Origin of the sequence: Citrobacter sp. LUTT5, assembly GCF_009905315.1 — a bacterium.
Lineage (GTDB): Bacteria > Pseudomonadota > Gammaproteobacteria > Enterobacterales > Enterobacteriaceae > Citrobacter > Citrobacter freundii.
Genome location: NZ_CP047606.1, coordinates 184968 through 207754, shown reverse-complemented (window position 1 = coordinate 207754; position 22787 = coordinate 184968). Strand labels below are relative to the sequence as shown.

Here is a 22787-nt window from a genome sequence, read left to right as displayed (position 1 = left end):
TTACTTCTTATGCCGAATACGCGGGTTCACCACGCCATACAGCAGGTCTACCAGCAAGTTGACGAGGATAATCATCGTCGCGACCAGCAGTACCCCGCCCTGCACTACCGGATAATCACGGCGTTGCAGCGCATCGATCAGCCAGCGTCCCAGCCCCGGCCACGAGAAGATAGTCTCGGTCAGGATTGCCCCAGCCAGCAACGTACCAACCTGCAGGCCGATAACGGTTACAACGGGCAGCATCGCGTTACGCAGAGCGTGAATGATGATGACGCGCATACGGGTCAAACCTTTAGCGCGCGCGGTACGAATGTAATCCTCGCCCAGTACTTCCAGCATCGACGAACGTGTCATACGCACAATGACCGCCAGAGGAATGGTACCCAGCACCATCGCAGGCAAGACCATATGCGCCAACGCATCGATAAAGTTGCCCTCTTCACCCCAGATGGCGGTGTCTATCAACATAAAACCGGTCAGCGGATTGGAATCATCAAGGAACACCATGTCGCTCACCCGCCCAGAAACTGGCGTCAGGTTCCACTGCACGGAAACCAGCATGATCAGCATCATGCCCCACCAGAAAATCGGCATGGAGTAACCGGTCAGCGCCAGGCCAACGGCGGTGTGATCGAAAATGGAGCCGCGCTTAACGGCAGCAAGTACACCCACCGGGATACCCACTGCGACGGCGAAAATCATCGCGCAGACGCCGAGTTCCAGCGTGGCTTTGAATCGAGGTACGAACTCTTCCCACACCGGTAAGCGGCTTTTCAGTGAGATACCTAAATCGCCATGCATAACCCCCCAGATATAGTGGAGGTACTGCTGCCACATAGGCTTATCCAGACCGAGTTCAGCCAGCAGTTGAGCATGACGCTCAGGGGAGATCCCACGTTCACCTGCCATGATCATAACCGGATCGCCGGGGATCATATGGACGAAGGCAAAGGTGAGAAGAGTGATACCGATAAACGTGGGGATGACGAGTCCCAAACGTCGGAGAATGAACTGCAACATAACCCGGATTCTCTCTAATGACGCACGGCCTGGAACCGTGAGTCTGCATTGCTCACAAATCTTATCCCACGCAAACTGCATCGTGGGTAAAGCATTACGCCGGATGGCGCTGCGCTTATCCGGCCTACACAATACCGGGGCGCAGCGCTTCCTTGATTGCTTTTAATTATTCGACAGAGACGTTTTCGAAGTGGTGTTTGCCTAATGGATCAACCACATAGCCTTTTACTTCTTTACGCACTGGTTCATACACGGTGGAGTGAGCAACAATCAGAGCCGGGGCCTGATCGTGCATAACAACCTGAGCTTGCTTGTACAGTTCAATACGTTTGTTGTGATCGTCGGTCGCACGCGCCGGCTGGATCAGGTCTTCAAACGGCTTGTAGCACCAGCGAGAGTAGTTAGAACCGTCTTTCGCTGCCGCACAGCTGAACAAGGTCGCGAAGAAGTTGTCCGGATCCCCGTTGTCACCGGTCCAACCCATCATCACCGCCTGATGCTCACCCGCTTTGGCGCGTTTCAGATACTCGCCCCACTCGTAGGTCACAATCTTGGCCTGAACGCCAATTTTCGCCCAGTCAGCCTGAACCATTTCTGCCATACGACGTGCGTTCGGGTTATATGGACGCTGTACCGGCATAGCCCACAGCTCAACGGTAAAGCCTTTGTCCTGACCAGCTTCCTTCAGCAGCGCTTTGGCCTTCTCAGGATCGTAGGTGTAGTCTTTAACGTCGTCGTTATAGCCCCACATGGTCGGTGGGATCAGGTTTTTCGCGGCAACGCCAGCACCCTGATAAACCGCTTTGATGATCGCTTCTTTGTTTACCGCGTAGGTCAGCGCCTGACGGACTTTCACATCATCAAACGGTTTCTTCTCGGTGTTGAAAGAGAGGTAGCCAACGTTCAGACCGGCCTGCTCCATCAGGTTGATATTTTTATCCTGCTTCATGCGTGCGATGTCAGCCGGGTTCGGGTACGGCATCACCTGGCACTCGTTCTTCTGCAGTTTGGCGTAACGCACAGAAGCGTCAGGCGTAATGGAGAAGACCAGACGGTCGATCTGCGGCTTAGTGCCCCAGTAACCTTCGAATGCTTTATACAGAATACGAGAGTCTTTCTGGTACTGCTGCAGCTGGAACGGACCGGTACCGATTGGGTTCAGATCCACTTTCTCCGGGGAACCGGCTTTCAGCATGTTGTCCGCATATTCTTTGGAAAGAATAGAAGCGAAGTCCATCGCCAGGTCAGCCAGGAACGGTGCTTCCGGGCGAGTCAGCACGAACTGAACGGTTTTATCATCCACTTTTTTCACTTCGGAGATCAGGTCTGGCAGACCCATCCCTTCGAAGTATTCATAGCTGCCGCCAGAAACTTTATGGTACGGGTTCTGGGCATTTTTCTGACGATCGAAAGAGAACACCACGTCATCGGCGTTTAAATCGCGCGTCGGTTTGAAATCTTTGTTGTCCTGCCACTTCACGCCCTGACGCAGGTGGAAGGTATAGGTTTTACCGTCTTCGCTGATTTCCCACTTCTCAGCAAGTCCCGGGATCACTTCAGTTGTGCCGGTTTTGAACTCGACCAGGCGGTTATAGATCGGCACGGAGCTGGCATCATAGGTGGTACCAGAGGTGAAAAGCTGCGGGTTAAAGCCTTCAGGAGATCCTTCTGAACAATAAACCAGAGTTTTAGCCTGTACGCTTGCTGCGACGGTCATAGCCACCAGGCTCAGACCAAGCTTCAGCATCCCTGACTTCTTCAAGGAAATACTCATTCTTCTGCTCCAAATGTGATGTTTGTTGTTTTACCCTTTGCAATGGGTTTGCACCGCCTGGCCTTTTTTGTTTTTTACCCGGCCGGGTCAGCGTTAAGAGGATGGGGATTCCGTTCACATAAGCGACTGAGTTGCAGTGCGGATTCTCCATGAAATGCCCCTCATACCCTACAATCTGTCAACAGAATGTGAAAACGTCAATACAGGTAACCGCGATTTACACCAACGGTGAGAATTGGCAAACAAAGATTAAAAAAAGTGCAAGCGGGTATTTTCAGCAGGGAAATTTGTGCTACGCGCACTATGCCAGAATAAACATCTTCATACTTCGCAACATTTGGAGATTAACATTTATGCAATTTATTCAAATTTTCCCAATGAATGCTGCATATCTGAGCGATTAATGCCATGAACGTTAAAACGCACAGCGGAAAATGCCAGCGCCAGCCATAAGTAGCGCAAAAAAAGTTTCAAGCAAACATAAAAAAAGGCAATGGAATATGTCACAGAATCGTTAACTGTCAGTGGGAAGTGATGCACAATTTTTGCAGATAAAAGGAAGGTCAAAGGTGGGGTTGGAATAACGCCATACACGCCGGGATGAAACTGAGTCTGTAGGCCGGATAAGGCGCTTGCGCCGCCATCCGGCCAATGCCAAAACCGTGCAATGTTTTGCCTGATGGCGCTTCGCTTATCAGGCCTACAAAGCAAAAAACCCTGCTCGTTGAGCAGGGTTTTAAATTTGGTCGGTGATAGAGGATTACTCGCCACTACGTGGCTCGCCCTGCGGGCCGTTGCTGACGCAACGTTCTCTCGCTACGCTCGAGTCGAACCTCTTACCCCCGGAGGTTCTCATCCTCCTGGGCTATAAAACAAAAAACCCTGCTCGTTGAGCAGGGTTTTGAATTTGGTCGGTGATAGAGGATTACTCGCCACTGCGTGGCTCGCCCTGCGGGCCGTTGCTGACGCAACGTTCTCTCGCTGCGCTCGAGTCGAACCTCTTGCCCCCGGAGGTTCTCATCCTCGTCAATTCCGGAAAGCAAAAAGCCAGCCCGAAGGCTGGCTTTTCTAATTTGGTCGGTGATAGAGGATTCGAACCTCCGACCCCTTCGTCCCGAACGAAGTGCGCTACCAGGCTGCGCCAATCACCGAATGCGGGGCGCATCTTACTGCTCAGCCGCGCGCCCGTCAATCCCTTAGTATCAAAATGCCATTTGATCGGCGAGAAAGTCAGCAGCTCTGTTACTGGACTGTAACCTTCTTCGCGTCCGGGATACGACACCAGTTGTTATTCTCGTTAATACCGCCATTTGGCGAGGTATAACCAAGGCAACCCAGAATGGTATCGTACAGTTCCACATGACGACGCGGCACCTTCATCTCAGCTTCTTGCTTCAGGTGCGCAAATGCCTTCGCATGGTCAGGGTCTTCCAGATATTTGTCTGACATCCACACCATCATAGGAACGCGGAACTGCTCAGGCGGCGCCATTTTACGCGGCGTACCGTGCAGGTGCTCACGTTCGTTAATTGACTCACCGTGATCGGCGGCGTAAAACACGATCGCTTTCTTATCGCGCAACTGATCAAACACCTGGGTAATAAAGTGATCAACGTAGGTTACCGAATTATCAAATGAATTAATCATCTCAGCTTTCGAGCAGCCACTATCAACATTGACACACTCCGGCTTCCACTGTGCATATTCGCGGGTGTAGCGCTGGGTGTAGTTAAAATGCGAGCCCTTGGTGTGCAGAATAATCAGACGCTTTTCGCCATCATCAGTCTTCTGTAAAGATTGCTGCATCTCATTAATCAGCAGCATATCGTCAACGTTTTTGCCACGGTTACGCGGCTCAGCGCCAATCTGCTCACGGTAGGCAATGTTCTCTGCCATAGTATTGCTGTAGAACCACATCTCGCTTTGCATCGCGTAAAGATCGGTCTTGAACCCTAACTGGCCGAGCACGGAAAAGACGTTTTGTTCTTTCAGAGTACGCTGCGGGTTTTCTTCCGCCCCGCCCTCGCGCACAAACATACAGCGCAGCGAAAGTTTAGTTGCCGTGTCACAGGAATATCCTCGGAACGCGGCCAGATTTTTCTCCTGCGCAAGCCTTGGCGTGGTATTGCGCTCATAGCCAAAAATCCCCATATGATCCCAGCGGGTCGTTTCGCCGATAATAAAGACCACGTAGGTGTCGTCGAGGTTTTTGGGCGCAACATAGGTAAACGTCTTCGCCGGGTTCATCAGCGATTTGTTGTCTGAAGATTCATCCACCTGCGCCCAGGCGTACAAACCCAGCGCAGAGAGCCAGTTTGACGGCAAATAGGAGTTCGCAACGACTCCGCCGTAGCTGGGTAAATCGATCCCTGTTTCACGCTCAACGCTTTTTTGTTGCATGCTGAGCAGACGAATGGGCGCCCACACCATCAGGCCAGCCAATAAAACCGCCGCTACGCTACGCCATCTCATGCCTGGCGTACGAATCTGTTTCATCAGGGTATAACGACAGCGGTTACTCCAAATCAACACCAATGGGATAATACTGACTGAAACCAGCCAAACGATAAAATGCCAGCCGACGACTTCTTTTGATAAATCAATATCGGTGGTCATGACCGAGGCAATAATACCGTAGCCAATGACCACGTTCAGGAAGGTCATGTAATAGCTGGCGCCGGCAGAACAGAGCACCACAAACGTTGCCAGTACACGCCAGGCGCGTCGGCCAAATAAAGAGAGAACACGGAGTAAAAAGAAGGTCACCAGCACAGTGCCAGCTAATTCAACAACCGCAGAGAGTCCTTTCCAGACGGTAAACTCGTGCGCATATCCGCTAAAGCGACGGAAAAACACAGCGCAATTCATAAAAAGACCGATATAGATCGCCAGCAAGAAACTCAGCTTCTGCTGCGTCATCGATTTGATATATCTCATGCAAACAAACCCTGGAGGAAGGGATAAAAACACCCTGCGCAAAAGCCTGTCAGGCCATACAGGGGAAAAGTGCGACAAGTGCAGATAATAAGAAAATTCTACAGCGCAGGTAAGTAGACCACAGGAGGGAAGAAAAGTGCTTATAGAGAATGCAAACGGCGCATATATTTTTGTAAATATATGCGCCGGGCATTAATCAGACCACTAATAGATTCAGGCGTGTGCCTCGGTATAGACGCTACGCTGCGGCTGACGAATAGTGGTAGAAAGCGCCAGCGAGATAATTAACAGCGCAAAGATAACGCAGAAGGTCACATAGAATCCGCCGAACAGCGAGGCGATAATGGAACCACAAATGCTGCCGATACCGAAACCTAAGTAAATGACACCGTAGTTTTTAGCCAGGTTGTTCAAACCGAAGAACTCACTCACCAGTGACGGGAACACGGTGATGGTGCCGCCAAAGTTAAATGCCACACAGGCAATCGCCGTAAAGAAGGTCACATCATTCAACGGCGCGAACAGCAGTGCGGCCATACCCACCAGCGAAACGACCTGACCAATGGTGATAACGCGAATACGAGAGATTTTGTCGGACAGAATCCCCAGAACCAGACGACCGGACAGGTTAGCGATAGAAATCACGGTCACCGCGTTTGCCGCCGTTGCCACATCCATATGTGCCAGACTTTGTGCGATATCTTTCGCCACGCCAATTACGTACAGCCCGCTCATACATGCCGTCAGGAACATGACCGCCAGCATCCAGTACTGCGGTTTACGCATGGACTGCGCCAAGGTGTAGTCATTCTCAACCACGCCATTTTTCGTTTTCACTTCCTGATTCGGCGCGTCTTTCATCAGCGTGGAGCCAAAGACGATCATTACCAGCACAATCGCGCCCCAGATCATGAAGGTTTTTTCCAGACCCACGGTGCTCAACAGTTGGCTATCGATGAATTTAAAACCGAGGCTGCCAAGACCGTAAGAACCGATAGCGAAGGCGGAAATCAGCCCTTTACGCTCCGGGAACCATTTTACACAGTTGGAAAGTGTTAACAGGTAGCCTGCGCCATCCGCCAGACCAACCAACACACCAGCGCTCAGCCACAGCATAATCAGGCTGTCAGAGTGGGCGGTTAAGAAGAAGCCCACACCGAGTAAAATACCGGAGGCCATGGTGACGCGTTTCACGCCAAAACGTTCCTGCAGTTTCCCGGCGACGGAAGAAGAAATTGCCAGCCCGAGGCTCAGCAGGCCAAAGGAAAAGGCAACCTGACTCACCGGCGCATCAAGCTTAGAAGAAAGCGCACCGTTAAACAGGCTCCAGGTATAAACAGAACCTAAAGCAAATTGGGTAATGATGGTGCCGATCAGTGTCAGCCAGCGGGTACGCTGATAATCAGAAGTTTTCATGGCAGTCTTCCTGCATAAACAAAAGGGGAAATTCTCTGCCAACAACCATACCGAAGCGTTTTTATGAGCAGGGGAAAACGGCATGAAATGCCGCCAGGACGGAATGAAATGCCTGGAATGCGGAATGAATGACGAGACAAAAAGTCGGGTTACTGAATTTTATCGCATGAGTTAGTACACGCTATCGCTGGAGTGCGTGTGATTGTTGATCTCAACATGTAATCAAGATGTTTATGTGATGATTGTTTACGTTAAAATTTGGCGCTCACTCCCATGGTGTACATATAGTCGCTGTTGTTGGTGCTATTTTCCGCCTGCGACAGCGCCGCGTAAGCCGCCATGTGCGGGTTCAACAGCATATCCGCACCGACGGTAACATCTACCCAGTTACCGTCCTGACCCGCCGCCGTCATGCGACTGAGACCCGACTGCGCCTTCCAGATATTTTCGCCAAACTGCTGGTTATAGCTGATTTGCGCCCACGGTCGCACATCACCGAACTGCGAATTGACTCGCCAGCCCAACGAGCTCACGCTGGCATGCCACAGCGGATCGTTCTGCGTTACCGACGTCGCGCTATCGCCAAATTCGTTGTAAGTGGATGTGGTGGAACCGTCATAATGCAGCGCGGCAACCGGACCGGTTGTCACCTGCCTTGAAAGCGGGAAGTTCCAGCCCATACTCATGCCGCTGGTGGCATCCATAGGTGTCTCATCCGCCAGATTCACCACGGGCCCCGCCACGTTCTGAGTGGAACGAATACGTTCTTCCAGAATGTCGTTATAACGTGGTTGGTGATCGCTGTCCCATGTATAACGTTCAGCCGTATGCCCTGACAGCGCATCAACGATATATTCTTGTTGCCAGCCATATGCTGTATTGATGGACAGCGCACAAACTATGACGCTCGCCAGAGTTAACCTTTGGCGACCACTACTGTTTCTTATAAGCATCAACGCGACTCCAGAAAAGAGCCGAATTCGGCGATATTATTGTCATTGTGTGAAGTATTTGGGCCAGCAGGCCTTGTATTAAATATTGTCTTTTTAGCTGGCGCGTCAAGGCGGGCCGAATGAAATTTTTACGCCAGTAAAAACAGCGAGGAAGAATATGCAGCGTTGCGGATGGGTCAGTCAGGATCCACTTTACATTGCCTACCACGACAAGGAATGGGGCGTCCCCGAAACCGATGGCAAAAAGCTGTTCGAAATGATCTGCCTCGAAGGCCAGCAGGCCGGGTTATCGTGGATTACCGTACTCAAGAAACGGGAAAATTATCGCCACGCTTTCCACCATTTTGACCCGGAAAAAGTGGCGACCATGACCGAAGAGGATGTGGAAAGGCTGGTACTGGATGCCGGCATAATTCGCCATCGCGGAAAAATTCAGGCCATTATCGGCAACGCTCGCGCCTTTCTGACGATGGCACAAAACGGAGAGTCGTTTAGCGAGTTCGTCTGGTCATTTGTTGATAACCAACCACAAGTGACCCGCGCCGCCAACCTGAGCGATATTCCCACCTCCACGCCTGCGTCAGACGCGCTATCTAAAGCGTTAAAAAAACGCGGTTTTAAGTTTGTCGGCACCACCATTTGTTACTCCTTTATGCAGGCATGCGGCCTGGTCAATGATCATGTCACCAGCTGCATCTGTTATCCGGGAGAACAACATGATTCGTGAATCAAAGGCTGAAGATATACCAGCGATTCTGACGCTGTGGATGGAAAGCACAATCCATGCCCATCCGTTTATCGAAGAGCGCTACTGGCGCGAAAGTGAATCCGTGGTGCGGGATGTTTATCTGCCAGCCGCGCAAACCTGGGTGTGGGAAGAAGAAGGCGAGCTCAAAGGTTTTGTCAGCGTCATTGATGACCGCTTCCTCGGCGCGCTGTTTGTCGCGCCTGCCGCCATCAGAAGCGGGATCGGCAAAGCGCTGGTGCAGCATGTGCAGCAGCGCTTTTCGTTACTCAGCCTGGAGGTCTACCAGAAGAATCAATCCGCGGTGAACTTCTACCATGCGCTGGGTTTTCGCATTGAAGACGGCGCATGGCAGGAAGAGACTCACCATCCCACGTGGATTATGGGCTGGCAGGCGGATCAAACGCCGTAAGCGTCAACGTGGGTCCGCTGTATTTTTCAAGCCACGCCAGCGCGGTGTTGCCCGCGCAGCCATTCCCCAGCTTCGAGCTGGGGAGATCTTTGGTCAGCACGTTGACGGCGCCATTTTTACAAATACCGTTCGCTGCGAGATCCAAATCAGGCCAGGCGCCTTCATGAATACAGATAACGCCAGGTTTGATGCCCTCCGTCACCACAGCCCCCGCCAGAACTTGACCACGCTGGTTCCACACCCTGACCGTATCGCCATCCGCAATGCCGCGTGCGTGGGCATCCTGCGGATGAATCGTTACCGGCTCACGATCCGCTACCGCGTACTGCTCACGTAGCGCACTGTAGTTAAGCTGACTATGCAAACGGTGCGCCGGATGGGCGGAAAGCAGCTGTAGCTGGTCCGGTTCGGCGTTACCGAACCACTCATCCGGCTCCAGCCACATCGGGTGCCCCGCACAGTCCGCGTAGCCGTAACCAGCAATCCTCGCGGAGTAGATTTCAATTTTTCCGCTGTCCGTTTTCAGCGGATGAGCCTGCGGGTCGCGGCGAAAATCCGCAAAACGGATAAACTGCGCGCTGGCGGCATTTTCCGGCATTTCGATCAGGGCGTTGCGCTGCCAAAACTCGGCGAAAGGCGGCAATGTCACCTGCTGACTGGCCCCACGTTGCCCGGCAATATTGTAAAACGTCTCCAGCCATTCCAGCTCGCTTTTGCCTTCGGTGAATCGCTCGTAACCGCCCTCTTCCCAGCGTTCACTCAGCTCGGCAAAAACATCATAATCATTTCGCGCTTCGTCCTGCGGCGGCACAACCTGCTTCATCGGCACCAGGTGCTGGTTGCTGTAGTCGCCGGTCATGGTCAAATCATTGCGCTCAAAGGAGGTGGTCGCCGGCAGTACGATATCGGCATGCTTCGCTGCGGCGGTCCAGAAACACTCCGAGATAACCACCAGCTCCGGTTTTTGCCAGGCGCGAATTAAACGGTTAGTGTCCTGATGATGGGTGAAGTTAGCGCCACCAGCCCACCACAACATGCGGATGTCCGGGAAATGGCGGTCCATGCCGTTGTGCTGGTAAAAACCACCGGGATTTTCCAGCGCTTCAACAATTCGCGCCACCGGGATTTTATCTACTGCGTCGGTACCACCTTTAACGCTGCCCTGCATTGAAGCCAGCACCGCAGCCCGGCGCGTTGGGTTGCCACCGTTGGCAAAATGGTACGACAGCCCAAAACCGCCGCCTGGCGTCCCGATTTGCCCGAGCATGGCGGCCAGGGTGACGATCATCCAGTGTTTCTGCTCACCATACTGTTGGCGCTGCATCCCCCATCCGGCCATCAGCATGGTGGTATTTTGGTGAAATATCGCCGCAAGTTCGCGTATTTTTGTTGCGGGTATACCGCAAATCTCCGCAGCCCACTCTGCCGTTTTCACAACATCATCAGATTTACCCAGCAGATACTTTGCAAAACGGTCATAGCCGGTGGTACACCGGGCGAGAAAATCCTCGTCATGCCAGCCGTTTTCCACCAGCGTATGCGCGATGCCCAGCATCAGCGCCACGTCGGTCCCCATATGCGGGGCAATCCATTCCATCTTTTCGCCAAAGAATTCGACGCTTTCCGATCGCATCGGATCGATACAGATCAACCGTTTACCGCTGTCGCGCAAAGCCTCAAAGTAAGCAAGCCCCTGCTCATCGGACGCATTCCAGGCAATCTTCAATGTATTCAGCGGATTAGCGCTCCATAACACCACCACCTCGCTGTTCTCAAGCACCACAGGCCAGCTGGTTTGCTGCTGGTAAACTTCGTTACCGCCCACCACGTACGGCATGATCGCCTGCGCAGCCCCCGTCGAATAATCTCCCAGATGCCCGGTATAACCGCCTGCCAGCGCCATATAGCGTTGTAGCAGGGTTGCCGCTTTGTGTAACACGCCGTTAGAACGCCAGCCGTAGGAACCGGCAAAAATCGAGGCCGGGCCGTAGCTGTCACGGATGCGTTTATGCTGCGTATGGATAAGATTCAGCGCGTCGTCCCAACTGACGCGAACAAATTCATCCTGCCCACGCACGCCCTGGGGATTCTCCGGCGAGGCGAGAAAGCCTTTACGCACCATTGGAAAACGTACCCGCGTTTTACTGTGAACCTGGTCGCGCACCACGGTTTGCAAAGAGTTGGGATGGGAAGTGGGCAGCGCGCCACGCGAGGAGAAAACCGTCTCACCATCGGTGTCGACGAGAATTGGTCCCCAGTGGGCGGCGGTTAACACCGAGTAATGTGCGGGTGAATTAGCCAAGATGGCGCTCCTGAATGCGATGTGACGGCTTATTTATTATGCCGTTCAATGTTACTTACAAATTTCAGAGTCTTCCCTGGAATTTTCTTCATGTTCACACGTCATAATCAACCGCCACGGTCGCTGTGGCAAAGAAGAAAAAGTCATTAAGGAATTAAGATGAAGAAACGTGTTTTTGTTATTGCTGCCATTGTGAGCGGCGCCCTGGCGGTTTCTGGCTGCACAACAAACCCTTACACCGGCGAACGCGAAGCAGGTAAATCCGGCATTGGCGCGGGTATTGGCTCTCTGGTCGGCGCGGGCATTGGCGCACTCTCTTCTTCGAAGAAAGATCGCGGTAAAGGCGCACTGATTGGCGCAGCGGCGGGTGCGGCCGTTGGCGGCGGTGTCGGTTATTACATGGACGTGCAGGAAGCCAAACTGCGCGACAAAATGCAGGGAACGGGCGTCAGCGTGACGCGTAGTGGCGATAACATCATTCTGAATATGCCGAATAACGTCACCTTCGACAGCAGTAGCGCCAACCTGAAACCTGCTGGTGCCAACACCCTGACCGGCGTGGCAATGGTACTGAAAGAGTACAATAAAACCGCCGTCAACGTGCTGGGCTTCACCGACAGCACCGGCAGCCAGGATCTGAATATGCGTCTGTCTCAGCAACGCGCGGACTCCGTGGCCAGCGCCTTAATCACGCAAGGGGTTGCCGCTAATCGTATCCGCACTCAGGGCATGGGTCCGTCAAATCCGATCGCCAGCAACAGCACGGCGGAAGGTAAAGCGCAAAACCGTCGCGTAGAGATTACGTTGAGTCCTATGCAGTAATCGTTGAGCCGGGTGGCGGCTTCGCCTTACCCGGCCTACGTTCGACATGTAGGCCCGGTAAGCGCAGCGCCACCGGGCAAATTACTTGCTTCGTCAGATTTTCCCGCTAAGGTATTCACACGAAATTCAGGGAAATCAGCGATGAGCAAATCAACACGGGCAACCATCAGCGATGTGGCGAAAGCCGCAAAAACCGGCAAGACCAGCATTTCACGCTATCTCAACGGTGAAAAGCACCTGCTTTCCGACGCGCTACTGGCCCGCATTGAACAAGCCATTGCCGATCTCGACTACCGTCCCAGCCTGATGGCAAGAGGCCTGAAACACGGTCGTACCCGCCTGATTGGCCTGATCATCGCCGATATTACCAATCCCTACTCCGTCAACGTGTTAAGCGGCATTGAAGCCGCCTGCCGCGATAAAGGCTTTACCCCGCTGGTGTGTAACACCAACAACGAAGTGGATCAGGAACTGCATTATCTCGACCTGCTGCGCAGCTACCAAGTCGAAGGGATTGTGGTCAACGCCGTCGGGATGCGCGAAGAGGGGCTGAACCGCCTGCAGCAGTCTGCGCTGCCGATGGTGCTGATTGACCGTAAAATCCCCGATTTCGCCTGTGATATGGTCGGGCTGGATAACACCCAGGCGGCAACGGTTGCCACGGAACATCTGGTCGAACAAGGTTTTGAAGCCATCCTGTTCCTCAGCGAACCACTCGGCATGGTGAATACCCGCCGCGAGCGCCTGAGCGCTTTTCGCGCCACCCTCGCACAGTACCCCGGCGTTATCGCGCAAAATGCCGAAGTCCCGCTCACGGACAATACGCAGTTGGACGAAACCCTGCGCCAGTTCCACCAGCAGCACCGGGGAATGCGCAAAGCTGTTATCTCAGCTAATGGCGCTCTCACACTGCAGGTTGCCCGCGCCCTGAAACGCATTGGCCTTAACTGGGGCAGCGATATCGGCCTGCTCGGTTTTGACGAACTGGAATGGGCCGAACTGGCGGGCGTTGGTATTACCACGTTGAAACAACCTACCTGGCAGATTGGCTACACCGCCGTTGAGCAGGTTGTACGCCGGATCGATGGCGGCCCTGCTGCCATTCAGGAACAGGTCTTCTCCGGCGAACTGATCGTTCGCGGCTCTACCGCCCGTTAAATTTCCTTCGTGATGGTGATCATAAATTCAACATCATAAGCTTTTCTTTGGAACCGGTTCCATCTAGCGTTATAGCAAGAACGCTAGTCTGGAGTTTCCATGAAAAGAAAAATTATGGTGGTCACCGCCGCTTACGGCCACGACCAGGTACGGGCCGCTGGCGGGCAAACGGCAATGCTGCCCATTATCGCTGAAGCCGGTGCTGACGGCGTCGAAATCCGCCGCGAATTGCTGACCGACGCCGAGCTGCACACGCTGTCTACGGTGGCATCTGCTATCGAAATCTTCGGCCTGCTGGCCTGTTACTCAGCGCCTGAGCCGTTGTTCCTTGAGGACGGTAGCCTCAATCCCCGACTTCCTGCGCTACTTGAAGAAGCACAGGCCCTGCAGGCTCTGTGGCTAAAAGTCTCCCTCGGCCATTTCTCCCATACCGAACAGTTCAACGTGTTACGTGAATGGCTGGACAACAGCGGAATGGAACTGGTTGTCGAAAACGATCAGACCGCCTGCGGACGCCTGAAGCCGATGCAGCGCTTTAACGAAGCCTGCCAGACGCAAAATCTGCCGATATCTCTGACCTTCGATATGGGCAACTGGCTGTGGGTGGGCGACTCCCCGGAACAGGCGGCGCAGAAACTGGCGTCAACCGTTGGGTATATCCATGTCAAAGCCGCCGTTGCACATCGCGACAGCTACCGTGCCGTACCGCCTGATGCAGCCGATCCGCGCTGGCTGACGCTGTTGAAAACGCTGCCGGGCGATGTTCCACGCGGCATTGAGTTTCCCCTGGAAGGGCAGGATTTGGCGGCGGTTACCCGCCGTTACATCGAGTTGTTACGCGAGGAGTAACGCATGAAAAATTCACTGGATGTGGTCACTATTGGTGAAGCGATGGCGATGTTTGTCGCCACGCAAACCGGCGAACTGGCGGATGTGGAGCAGTTTATCAAGCGCGTTGCTGGCGCTGAACTCAATGTGGCGACCGGTCTTGCCCGGCTGGGCCTGAAGGTCGGTTGGGTAAGCCGTGTAGGCAACGACAGTTTTGGCCGTTTTATCGTTAAGTCGCTGGAAAAAGAAGGGATTAATGCGCAGGGAGTCACCCAGGACGGGCGTTACGCTACCGGCTTTCAGCTTAAATCTAAAGTCGAAAATGGAACCGATCCCATTGTGGAATACTTCCGCAAAGGTTCCGCTGCCAGCCACCTCAGCATTGAGGATTATCACGAAGCCTACTTCGCCAGCGCGCGCCACCTACACCTGAGCGGCGTAGCGGCGGCGCTTTCTGCCAGCTCTTATGAACTGTTAGCCCATACCGCCCGCACACTGAAAGCACAAGGGAAGACCATCTCGTTCGACCCGAATTTACGCCCTGTGCTGTGGAAAAGCGAAGCCGAGATGGTGGAAAAACTGAACCGTTTGGCATTCCAGGCCGACTGGGTTTTGCCTGGATTAAAAGAGGGCATGATTTTAACCGGTCAGCAAACGCCTGAAGCCATCGCCGACTTTTATCTGCGCCACGGGGTGAAGGCCGTGATCATCAAAACAGGGGCCGATGGCGCCTGGTACAAAACCGCCGGCGGTGAACAAGGCTGCGTCGCACCGGTAAAAGTCGACAACGTGGTCGACACCGTCGGCGCAGGCGATGGCTTTGCGGTCGGCGTTATCAGCGCCCTGCTGGAAGGTCGCTCGCTGCATCAGGCGGTGACCCGCGGCAATAAAATTGGCGCTCTGGCCATTCAGGTTCAGGGCGACAGCGAAGGATTACCCACACGTGAACAATTAGGGGAATAAATTCCCGGTCAACTCTGTCTCTGTACCCTACATTCAGAGGCGGCGTAACAGCATAATCAGAGGGCAGTCTATGAATAGCTCAACAAATGCAGCAAAACGCTGGTGGTACATCATGCCAATCGTGTTTATCACGTACAGCCTGGCGTATCTCGACCGCGCGAACTTCAGCTTCGCCTCCGCCGCCGGTATCAACGAGGATCTCGGCATTACTAAAGGGATCTCTTCCCTGCTGGGCGCGCTGTTTTTCCTCGGCTATTTCTTCTTCCAGATCCCAGGCGCGATTTACGCCGAGCGTCGCAGCGTAAGAAAACTGATTTTTGTCTGTCTGATCCTCTGGGGTGGATGCGCATCACTGACCGGCATGGTCAGTAACATTCCCATGCTCGCCGCCATTCGCTTTATTCTCGGTGTCGTTGAAGCTGCCGTGATGCCCGCAATGCTGATTTATATCAGCAACTGGTTTACCAAATCCGAACGTTCACGCGCCAACACCTTCCTGATCCTTGGCAACCCGGTCACCGTGCTGTGGATGTCCGTGGTTTCCGGGTATCTGATCCAGGCGCTGGGCTGGCGGGAAATGTTCATCATCGAGGGCTTCCCGGCCATCATCTGGGCGTTCTGCTGGTGGGTGCTGGTAAAAGACAAACCGTCTCAGGTCGGTTGGCTGTCAGAATCTGAAAAAGCCGCCCTTCAGGCACAACTGGAAAAAGAGCAGCAAGGAATCAAAGCCGTACGGAACTATAGCGAGGCTTTCCGCTCACGTAACGTCATCCTGCTGTGTATGCAGTATTTCACCTGGAGTATTGGCGTCTATGGTTTTGTCCTGTGGCTGCCGTCGATTATCCGCAACGGCGGTGCAAATCTGGGGATGGTTGAGGTTGGCTGGCTGTCATCCGTACCTTATCTGGCGGCGACTGCGGCGATGATCCTCGTTTCCTGGGCCTCCGATAAACTGCAAAATCGTAAGCTGTTTGTCTGGCCACTGTTACTGATAGCTGCTTTCGCTTTTATCGGCTCCTGGGCCGTGGGCGCAGACCACTTCTGGATTTCTTACACGCTGTTGGTTATTGCGGGTGCGGCAATGTATGCCCCTTATGGTCCTTTCTTTGCCATCATTCCTGAAATGCTGCCGCGCAACGTTGCCGGGGGTGCAATGGCGCTGATTAACAGTATGGGCGCGCTAGGCTCATTCTTTGGTTCATGGTTTGTCGGCTACCTCAATGGCGCTACCGGCAGCCCGTCCGCCTCGTACATTTTTATGGGGGTAGCGCTTTTTGTCTCAGTATGGCTAACTCTCATTGTGAGGCCGAGTCCTGCCATTGAACACACCGTCGACACTGTGGCAGAACCGCGTAATCAAGGCGGAGGGCGCTGGGCATAGTGAACTATGCCCAAGCCAGACAACGAAGAGTTCGTGGTTCTGACGCGTGTCCCGAAGGGCTGGGGCTATTTTTGCCCATTGCGGCGTTACTCCCAGCTCGTTTGGTTCACCAAACTTCTCTGCTCGTGCCTTGCACTGGGCAAAAATAACCGCCAGCGACGTGCGTGTGCAACGGCAGGACTCGGCCTGAGCCTGCTAATAATCAACAGCTACCTATTGGCGCACGCCACGCTTAAATTTTAACTTACGGAGATTCGCATGAAGCCGTCCATTATTCTCTATAAAGCGTTACCTGACGATTTACTGCATCGCCTGGAAGAGCATTTTACTGTGACTCGTGTGCCTAACCTGCGCCCGGAAACGGTCGCACAGCACGCCGAAGCGTTTGCCAATGCGGAAGGTCTGCTGGGCTCCAGTGAAGCCGTCAATACCGCGCTACTGGAGAAAATGCCGAAACTGCGTGCGACCTCCACGATTTCCGTCGGCTATGACAACTTCGACGTCGATGCCCTTAACGCGCGTAAGGTACTGTTGATGCACACGCCAACCGTACTGACAGAAACCGTCGCCGATACGGTGATGGCGCTGGTGTTAAGCACCGCTCGCCGCGTGGTAGAAGTGGCTGAACGGGTGAAGGTCGGTGAATGGACCAAAAGTATCGGGCCGGACTGGTTCGGTACGGATGTGCACCACAAAACGCTGGGGATTGTCGGCATGGGCCGTATTGGCTTGGCGCTGGCACAACGTGCGCATTTCGGCTTTAGCATGCCGATTCTCTATAATGCGCGCCGTCATCATCAGGAAGCAGAAGAACGTTTCAACGCGCGCTACTGCGATCTTGATACGCTGTTACAAGAATCCGATTTTGTCTGCCTGATCCTGCCGTTAACCGACGAAACGCATCATCTGTTCAGCACCGAACAGTTTGCCAAAATGAAGTCTTCCGCCATTTTCATTAACGCCGGACGTGGGCCGGTGGTCGATGAAAAAGCACTGATTGCCGCCCTGCAAAACGGCGAAATTCATGCCGCTGGCCTGGATGTGTTTGAGCAGGAGCCATTACCGGCAGACTCACCGCTGCTGTCGCTGCCAAACGTGGTTGCTGTGCCGCACATTGGTTCAGCCACGCACGAAACGCGCTATAACATGGCGGCCTGTGCGGTGGATAACTTAATCGATGCGCTGCAAGGACGCGTTGAGAAGAACTGCGTAAACCCGCAGGTCGCGCGATAAACAAAAGGCCGGGTAGCGCTTACGCTCACCCGGCCCTTCATATCTTACAGCGGCTTAATTACTGAGCGGCATTCACCGCAGCAGTCCAGGCCTGGTTAAATGCTTGATGTTGAGAAGCCAACGGGCCAATCAGCGTGTTGTACTGACTTGCCTGCTGTGACGTTGGGAACTGGATACCGTTGGCGACAAAGCTCACCTGCGTATCCTGCTGCGCCACAAAATCACCAACCTGCACTAACTGCTGCGTGAAGATTTGCGCTGCAGGGATCAGCGGCTGTAACGCCTCTGCAGGTACAGTGACGACTTTATTGTAAACCTGGTCAAAGACCGGCTTCAGATCTTCGCCCTGCTTCAGCGCGCCATGCGCAGCATCTGCCTGTAGTTTCGCATTCTGCAACTGTTGCCCTAATACACCTAGCGCACCATTTGCCTGACGCAGCGGCTCACGCTGAGTCACATAATCCTGAGGAACACGAATCGCATTTACGCTATCAACCACCGGACGCAGACCGGAGTCCATCGCCTGATTAACCTGCTGCGAATAGCCATACAGAATCGCGTAATCGGACACAAACGGGCCAAACTGTTTTTTCTGATCGGCGGTCAGCGTTGGTAAACGCTCTCCGCTACGCATTGCAGTATTCTGCAGAAAATCGATAAACGCTTTGCGTTGATCGCCTTCTTTATCAAAACACCCACTCAGGCCAACTACCATTAAGAGCGCCAAAACAGGCGCAAACCAGCGAGAGCAGGACTTACCTGTCGCCATTTTAATACTCCTTTCACCCAAAAATGCGCACAACGACACCCGCGTGCCTGACGTTAACAAGGATAGTCCAGGTCAGCCCCGCAAGATACCCTTTCCGCATAATCTTGTGGGGGAAAATAACCGTTCCCACCACCGTTCGTTTTGCTAAACAATGCTGCATTTACTACTCGGCGTCATATTTTAGTCATCTTTACAATCGGAATCGATCGTTCGGAGATCCCGACCTTTATCAGTTCGTTAGCCAGCAATAGATTGTTGCCCACCGTTTGCTGAAACGAATCCATCTCTCAAACCCCGAATCCGACTTCATTTTTTCCGACTACTCTTAATGAGCTTCGAAGAAATTCACGATCCCGCTGTGTGATTTGTAGGAGTTCTCAATGGAATACAAAGATCCTATGTTTGAACTGCTGAGCAGTCTGGAGCAGATTGTTTTTAAAGATGTATCGCAGACGGTCACTCTGCCGCAAAAAACCAACCCTTTCACCGAATTTGAACAGTTACGACGAGGGACGGGTTTAAAAATAGATGATTTTGCCCGAGTAATGGGCGTGACAGTCGCGATGGTTCATGAATGGGAGTCTAAACGCGTAAAGCCTTCCACTACCGAATTGAAGTTAATGCGCCTGATCCAGGCAGATCCAAGATTAAGTAAGCAACTGATGGATTGAACTATTTTTCAATTTTGCTTAAGAACGGTCCTGTAACGGGGCCGTTCCCTTACGAAGGTTATCCACAAAAAAGAAAATAGTAGTTGCATCCACATGCGTAAAATGAGTTAATGCCCTCAACGGTTTGACGTACAGACCATTACAGCAGTTAGTAAGGCAAGTCCCTTCAAGAGTTATCGTTGATACCCTTCGTAGTGAGCATTTCCTTTACTGTTAAAAAATCTGTAAAGCACGCCATATCGCCGAAAGGCACACTTATTTTTTAAAAGGTAATACACTATGTCCGGTAAAATGACTGGTATCGTAAAATGGTTCAACGCTGACAAAGGTTTCGGCTTCATCACTCCTGACGATGGCTCTAAAGACGTGTTCGTACACTTCTCTGCTATCCAGAACGATGGCTACAAATCTCTGGACGAAGGTCAGAAAGTTTCCTTCACCATCGAAAGCGGCGCTAAAGGCCCGGCAGCTGGCAACGTAACCAGCCTGTAAGCTTAAAAAGCTCAAGATTCTGAATCCCTGCCAAACGGCGGGGATTTTTTTTATCTGTACTTCTTAAAACGCCTCGCCCACACGCGTCTTTGCATTACTTTACCCGTCGCCCCTTTGACCTTTCCCTAAGGGCAAGCTTTATAGTGAGCCAGTCTGTATTCCACAACGTTCACAAGGAATTGAAGCTATGTCGAAATCCTCATTGCTGCTGGTTTTAGGTTTACTCACCACCGGTAGCGCGTTCGCCGCAACCCCTGAAGCCACTTTTTTGGCGGAACACGGGCTCAGCGGAAAATCCGTCGAGCAAATCGTCGAGGCCATTGACCAGTCTCCCCAGAGCCGCCCACTGCCCTACTCGGCATCCGTCACCAGCACTGAACTGAAGCTATCTTCAGGCGATCAGATCTATACCCTGCCGCTCGGTGACAAGTTCTATCTGTCATTTGCCCCTTATGAATGGCAAACACATCCTTGCTTCAACCACAGCCTTTCCGGTTGCCAGGGCGAAATGCCGGAGAAGACATTCAATGTCAAAGTGACGGATAACAAGGGTGACGTAGTGCTACAAAAAGAGATGAAGAGCGGTCGAAATGGCTTCGTCGGGGTTTGGCTACCGCGCAATATGGCAGGCACCATCGCAGTAAGCTACAACGGCAAAAAAGCGGAGTATCCCATTAAGACCATGGAAGACAGCCAGACCTGTCTGACTAAATTACAGCTGCGCTAACAACATAAAAAAATGCCGGATGGCGCAATGCTTATCCGGCCTACTGGTGTTTATCTCGTAGGCCGGATAAGGCGAAGCTGCCATCCGGCATTTTCTAAGTCAGCTCAGGACCGTTACTGCAGCAGCGAAATATCCGCCACGCGCAGGAACAGTTCGCGCAGTTTTTCGAGCATGGAGAGACGGTTGATACGCAGATCTTTATCTTCTACGTTGACCATCACTTTCTCGAAGAACGCATCAACTGGCTCACGCAGTTCCGCTAACTCAACCAGCGCTTCCTGGTAATGGCCAGCGGCGAAAACAGGCTCCAGCTTATCGCGCAGCACCACAACCTGCATCGCCAGCGCAATTTCTTCCGGCTCTTTCAGCGTTGCCGCATTCACACGGTCATTCAGCGTTTCTTCAGACTTCGCCAGAATATTTGATACGCGCTTGTTCGCGGCAGCCAGCGCGGACGCGGCCTCCAGGGTACGGAAGTGCGAAACCGCCTTCATACGTGCGTCGAAATCAGCCGGACGAGTCGGACGACGCGCCAGCACGGCCTGAATGGTATCGACGGTATAACCTTCGTCCTGATACCAGGCGCGGAAGCGACCAAGCATAAAGTCGATAACGTCATCCACCACGTTGGCGTTGGTCAGCTTGTCGCCATACAGACGAACAGCCTCTTCCGTCAGCGTTTGCAGATCCAGATTCAGGTTCTTCTCAACAATGATACGCAGCACGCCCAGCGCAGCACGACGCAGCGCAAACGGGTCTTTATCGCCTTTCGGATGCTGACCAATACCGAAGATACCCGCCAGGGTGTCCATCTTGTCAGCAATCGCCACGGCACAAGCCACCGGATTAGACGGCAGGTCATCACCGGCAAAACGCGGCTGATACTGCTCGTTCAGCGCCACAGCAACATCTTCCGCTTCGCCATCGTGACGCGCGTAGTGCATTCCCATCACGCCCTGGGTGTCGGTGAACTCGAAGACCATGTTGGTCATCAGGTCGCACTTGGACAGCAGGCCAGCACGCGTTGCGTGGTTAACGTCAGCGCCAATTTGACCAGCAATCCAGCCCGCCAGCGCCTGGATACGGTCAGTCTTATCGCGCAGCGTACCCAGTTGCTGTTGGAACAGCACGGTTTGCAGACGCGGCAGATGGTCTTCCAGGCGTTTTTTACGGTCGGTATTGAAGAAGAACTCAGCATCCGCCAGACGCGGACGAACGACTTTCTCGTTACCGGAGATAATCTGGGTCGGATCTTTCGATTCAATGTTGGCAACGAAGATAAAGTTCGGCAGCAGTTTGCCGTCATTCGCGTATACCGGGAAGTACTTCTGGTCACCTTTCATGGTGTGTACCAGCGCTTCAGACGGAACAGCGAGGAATTTCTCTTCGAATTTCGCGGTAAGCACTACCGGCCATTCTACCAGCGAGGTGACTTCTTCCAGCAGGCTTTCGCTCAGATCGGCGTTGCCGCCAATCTTACGCGCCGCTTCTTCAGCATCGGCTTTGATTTTCGCTTTACGCTCAGCGTAATCCGCAATGACTTTGCCGCGCTCACGCAGGATTTCCGGATACTGATCGGCAGAATCGATAGTGAATTCCGGCTCGCCCATAAAGCGGTGTCCACGGATCACACGATCGGACTGAATGCCCAGAATCGTTGCCGGAATCACTTTGTCGCCCAGCAGCAGAGTCACGGTGTGAACCGGACGCACGAAGTGAACGTCAGACGCGCCCCAGCGCATCAGTTTCGGGATCGGCAGCTTCGCCAGCGAAGTGGCAATCATGTTTGGCAGCAGCGTTTCAGCGCTTTCGCCTTTCACATGCGCGCGATACAGCAGCCATTCGCCTTTGTCAGTAGTCAGACGCTCAGCCTGATCAACCGTGATGCCGCAGCCACGTGCCCAACCTTCTGCCGCTTTGCTCGGTTTGCCTTCAGCGTCAAACGCCTGGGCAATGGCCGGACCGCGTTTTTCAACTTCACGATCGGGTTGAGATTCCGCCAGATTCGCGACTTTCAGCGCCAGACGACGCGGCGCAGCGAACCACTCAACGTTGCCGTGCTCAATGCCAGCGTTATCCAGCTCCGCGGTAAAGTTTGCAGCAAAGGACTCAGCCAGGCTGCGCAGTGCTTTTGGTGGCAGCTCTTCAGTGCCGATTTCCACCAGAAAAGTTTTCTCAGACATG

At 53.2% G+C, this 22787-nt stretch carries 20 protein-coding genes, 1 tRNA gene and 2 other RNA genes; 11 read left to right on the top strand and 12 right to left on the bottom strand.

What is annotated here, in order from left to right; genetic code table 11:
• From dppB to GUC46_RS00950, 9 genes are all read right to left on the bottom strand, one after another.
• Positions 1 to 1020 carry a dipeptide ABC transporter permease DppB gene (gene dppB, locus GUC46_RS00990; protein WP_003837733.1) on the bottom strand — a complete coding sequence of 340 codons (1020 nt, stop codon included), beginning with the start codon at positions 1018 to 1020 and terminating at the stop codon, positions 1 to 3.
• A 166-nt stretch (positions 1021 to 1186) separates the two neighbouring features.
• On the bottom strand, positions 1187 to 2794 hold the full coding sequence (dppA, locus tag GUC46_RS00985; RefSeq protein ID WP_003837731.1) for a dipeptide ABC transporter periplasmic-binding protein DppA: 1608 nt from the start codon (positions 2792 to 2794) through the stop codon (positions 1187 to 1189).
• Entirely contained in the window at positions 2709 to 2945 is a 237-nt protein-coding gene (locus tag GUC46_RS00980) for a hypothetical protein (protein ID WP_127674029.1), read from the bottom strand. The genes dppA and GUC46_RS00980 overlap by 86 nt, the downstream gene beginning before the upstream one ends.
• A gap of 592 nt (positions 2946 to 3537) precedes the next feature.
• A non-coding RNA gene (locus GUC46_RS00975) (RtT sRNA) lies at positions 3538 to 3671 on the bottom strand.
• Between the two features lie 31 nt (positions 3672 to 3702).
• Positions 3703 to 3836, bottom strand: a non-coding RNA gene (locus GUC46_RS00970) — RtT sRNA.
• Between the two features lie 32 nt (positions 3837 to 3868).
• A tRNA-Pro gene (locus tag GUC46_RS00965) sits at positions 3869 to 3945 on the bottom strand.
• Between the two features lie 91 nt (positions 3946 to 4036).
• On the bottom strand, positions 4037 to 5731 hold the full coding sequence (gene eptB / locus GUC46_RS00960; protein WP_130715264.1) for a kdo(2)-lipid A phosphoethanolamine 7''-transferase: 1695 nt from the start codon (positions 5729 to 5731) through the stop codon (positions 4037 to 4039).
• A gap of 213 nt (positions 5732 to 5944) precedes the next feature.
• On the bottom strand, positions 5945 to 7147 hold the full coding sequence (locus GUC46_RS00955) for an MFS transporter (protein ID WP_003024301.1): 1203 nt from the start codon (positions 7145 to 7147) through the stop codon (positions 5945 to 5947).
• A 251-nt stretch (positions 7148 to 7398) separates the two neighbouring features.
• Positions 7399 to 8100 (bottom strand): autotransporter outer membrane beta-barrel domain-containing protein, encoded by a 702-nt coding sequence (locus GUC46_RS00950; RefSeq protein WP_003846109.1) that lies wholly within the window; start codon positions 8098 to 8100, stop codon positions 7399 to 7401.
• A 157-nt stretch (positions 8101 to 8257) separates the two neighbouring features.
• Here GUC46_RS00950 and tag point away from each other — a divergent pair, with 157 nt between their 5' ends.
• Together tag and GUC46_RS00940 are read left to right on the top strand one after the other, a co-directional pair.
• Positions 8258 to 8827: a DNA-3-methyladenine glycosylase I gene (tag, locus tag GUC46_RS00945; RefSeq protein WP_003837723.1), complete on the top strand. Its 570-nt coding sequence runs from the start codon at positions 8258 to 8260 to the stop codon at positions 8825 to 8827.
• On the top strand, positions 8817 to 9257 hold the full coding sequence (locus GUC46_RS00940) for an N-acetyltransferase (protein ID WP_003846105.1): 441 nt from the start codon (positions 8817 to 8819) through the stop codon (positions 9255 to 9257). The genes tag and GUC46_RS00940 overlap by 11 nt, the downstream gene beginning before the upstream one ends.
• On the opposite strand, the gene GUC46_RS00935 is transcribed toward GUC46_RS00940, so the two are convergent.
• A complete protein-coding gene (locus tag GUC46_RS00935; protein WP_160179653.1) occupies positions 9226 to 11559 on the bottom strand; it encodes a molybdopterin guanine dinucleotide-containing S/N-oxide reductase in 2334 nt (777 codons plus the stop codon). The genes GUC46_RS00940 and GUC46_RS00935 overlap by 32 nt on opposite strands.
• A 159-nt stretch (positions 11560 to 11718) precedes the next feature.
• On the opposite strand from GUC46_RS00935, the gene GUC46_RS00930 reads away from it, so the two are divergent.
• The 6 genes from GUC46_RS00930 to ghrB all read left to right on the top strand — a co-directional run bounded on the left by GUC46_RS00930 (position 11719) and on the right by ghrB (position 17944).
• Entirely contained in the window at positions 11719 to 12381 is a 663-nt protein-coding gene (locus GUC46_RS00930) for an OmpA family lipoprotein (RefSeq protein ID WP_003837719.1), read from the top strand.
• Positions 12382 to 12522: 141 nt separating this feature from the next.
• Positions 12523 to 13539, top strand: coding sequence for a LacI family DNA-binding transcriptional regulator (locus GUC46_RS00925; protein ID WP_044700393.1), 1017 nt, complete (start codon positions 12523 to 12525; stop codon positions 13537 to 13539).
• 99 nt (positions 13540 to 13638) lie between these two features.
• Positions 13639 to 14388 (top strand): sugar phosphate isomerase/epimerase, encoded by a 750-nt coding sequence (locus tag GUC46_RS00920; protein ID WP_149911611.1) that lies wholly within the window; start codon positions 13639 to 13641, stop codon positions 14386 to 14388.
• A gap of 3 nt (positions 14389 to 14391) precedes the next feature.
• The gene (locus tag GUC46_RS00915) at positions 14392 to 15330 is read left to right on the top strand and encodes a sugar kinase (RefSeq protein ID WP_138828015.1); all 939 of its coding nucleotides are present in this window, start codon (positions 14392 to 14394) and stop codon (positions 15328 to 15330) included.
• Positions 15331 to 15400: 70 nt separating this feature from the next.
• Positions 15401 to 16711, top strand: a complete 1311-nt coding sequence (locus tag GUC46_RS00910; RefSeq protein WP_044700397.1) for an MFS transporter — start codon at positions 15401 to 15403, stop codon at positions 16709 to 16711.
• Between the two features lie 258 nt (positions 16712 to 16969).
• Positions 16970 to 17944, top strand: coding sequence for a glyoxylate/hydroxypyruvate reductase GhrB (gene ghrB, locus GUC46_RS00905; RefSeq protein WP_016151146.1), 975 nt, complete (start codon positions 16970 to 16972; stop codon positions 17942 to 17944).
• Between the two features lie 58 nt (positions 17945 to 18002).
• On the opposite strand, the gene GUC46_RS00900 is transcribed toward ghrB, so the two are convergent.
• Positions 18003 to 18713, bottom strand: coding sequence for a DUF3053 domain-containing protein (locus GUC46_RS00900; protein WP_003837709.1), 711 nt, complete (start codon positions 18711 to 18713; stop codon positions 18003 to 18005).
• A gap of 380 nt (positions 18714 to 19093) precedes the next feature.
• Between GUC46_RS00900 and GUC46_RS00895 the strand changes: the two genes are divergently transcribed.
• The 3 genes from GUC46_RS00895 to cueP all read left to right on the top strand — a co-directional run bounded on the left by GUC46_RS00895 (position 19094) and on the right by cueP (position 20603).
• Positions 19094 to 19384 carry an HTH-type transcriptional regulator gene (locus GUC46_RS00895; RefSeq protein ID WP_049002068.1) on the top strand — a complete coding sequence of 97 codons (291 nt, stop codon included), beginning with the start codon at positions 19094 to 19096 and terminating at the stop codon, positions 19382 to 19384.
• A 279-nt stretch (positions 19385 to 19663) separates the two neighbouring features.
• Positions 19664 to 19876 (top strand): RNA chaperone/antiterminator CspA, encoded by a 213-nt coding sequence (gene cspA / locus GUC46_RS00890; protein ID WP_000014594.1) that lies wholly within the window; start codon positions 19664 to 19666, stop codon positions 19874 to 19876.
• A 187-nt stretch (positions 19877 to 20063) separates the two neighbouring features.
• The gene (gene cueP, locus GUC46_RS00885; RefSeq protein ID WP_003024269.1) at positions 20064 to 20603 is read left to right on the top strand and encodes a copper-binding periplasmic metallochaperone CueP; all 540 of its coding nucleotides are present in this window, start codon (positions 20064 to 20066) and stop codon (positions 20601 to 20603) included.
• Positions 20604 to 20716: 113 nt separating this feature from the next.
• On the opposite strand, the gene glyS is transcribed toward cueP, so the two are convergent.
• Positions 20717 to 22786 (bottom strand): glycine--tRNA ligase subunit beta, encoded by a 2070-nt coding sequence (glyS, locus tag GUC46_RS00880; protein ID WP_160179650.1) that lies wholly within the window; start codon positions 22784 to 22786, stop codon positions 20717 to 20719.
• Position 22787: the final 1 nt, after the last annotated feature.

Excerpts from the sequence above, each read along its gene's own strand:
- dppB (WP_003837733.1), bottom strand. The coding sequence starts at position 1,020 with ATGTTGCAGTTCATTCTCCGACGTTTGGGACTCGTCATCCCCACGTTT.
- dppA (WP_003837731.1), bottom strand. The coding sequence starts at position 2,794 with ATGAGTATTTCCTTGAAGAAGTCAGGGATGCTGAAGCTTGGTCTGAGC.
- GUC46_RS00980 (WP_127674029.1), bottom strand. The coding sequence starts at position 2,945 with ATGGAGAATCCGCACTGCAACTCAGTCGCTTATGTGAACGGAATCCCC.
- eptB (WP_130715264.1), bottom strand. The coding sequence starts at position 5,731 with ATGAGATATATCAAATCGATGACGCAGCAGAAGCTGAGTTTCTTGCTG.
- GUC46_RS00955 (WP_003024301.1), bottom strand. The coding sequence starts at position 7,147 with ATGAAAACTTCTGATTATCAGCGTACCCGCTGGCTGACACTGATCGGC.
- GUC46_RS00950 (WP_003846109.1), bottom strand. The coding sequence starts at position 8,100 with ATGCTTATAAGAAACAGTAGTGGTCGCCAAAGGTTAACTCTGGCGAGC.
- tag (WP_003837723.1), top strand. The coding sequence starts at position 8,258 with ATGCAGCGTTGCGGATGGGTCAGTCAGGATCCACTTTACATTGCCTAC.
- GUC46_RS00940 (WP_003846105.1), top strand. The coding sequence starts at position 8,817 with ATGATTCGTGAATCAAAGGCTGAAGATATACCAGCGATTCTGACGCTG.
- GUC46_RS00930 (WP_003837719.1), top strand. The coding sequence starts at position 11,719 with ATGAAGAAACGTGTTTTTGTTATTGCTGCCATTGTGAGCGGCGCCCTG.
- GUC46_RS00925 (WP_044700393.1), top strand. The coding sequence starts at position 12,523 with ATGAGCAAATCAACACGGGCAACCATCAGCGATGTGGCGAAAGCCGCA.
- GUC46_RS00920 (WP_149911611.1), top strand. The coding sequence starts at position 13,639 with ATGAAAAGAAAAATTATGGTGGTCACCGCCGCTTACGGCCACGACCAG.
- GUC46_RS00915 (WP_138828015.1), top strand. The coding sequence starts at position 14,392 with ATGAAAAATTCACTGGATGTGGTCACTATTGGTGAAGCGATGGCGATG.
- GUC46_RS00910 (WP_044700397.1), top strand. The coding sequence starts at position 15,401 with ATGAATAGCTCAACAAATGCAGCAAAACGCTGGTGGTACATCATGCCA.
- ghrB (WP_016151146.1), top strand. The coding sequence starts at position 16,970 with ATGAAGCCGTCCATTATTCTCTATAAAGCGTTACCTGACGATTTACTG.
- GUC46_RS00900 (WP_003837709.1), bottom strand. The coding sequence starts at position 18,713 with ATGGCGACAGGTAAGTCCTGCTCTCGCTGGTTTGCGCCTGTTTTGGCG.
- GUC46_RS00895 (WP_049002068.1), top strand. The coding sequence starts at position 19,094 with ATGGAATACAAAGATCCTATGTTTGAACTGCTGAGCAGTCTGGAGCAG.
- cspA (WP_000014594.1), top strand. The coding sequence starts at position 19,664 with ATGTCCGGTAAAATGACTGGTATCGTAAAATGGTTCAACGCTGACAAA.
- cueP (WP_003024269.1), top strand. The coding sequence starts at position 20,064 with ATGTCGAAATCCTCATTGCTGCTGGTTTTAGGTTTACTCACCACCGGT.
- glyS (WP_160179650.1), bottom strand. The coding sequence starts at position 22,786 with ATGTCTGAGAAAACTTTTCTGGTGGAAATCGGCACTGAAGAGCTGCCA.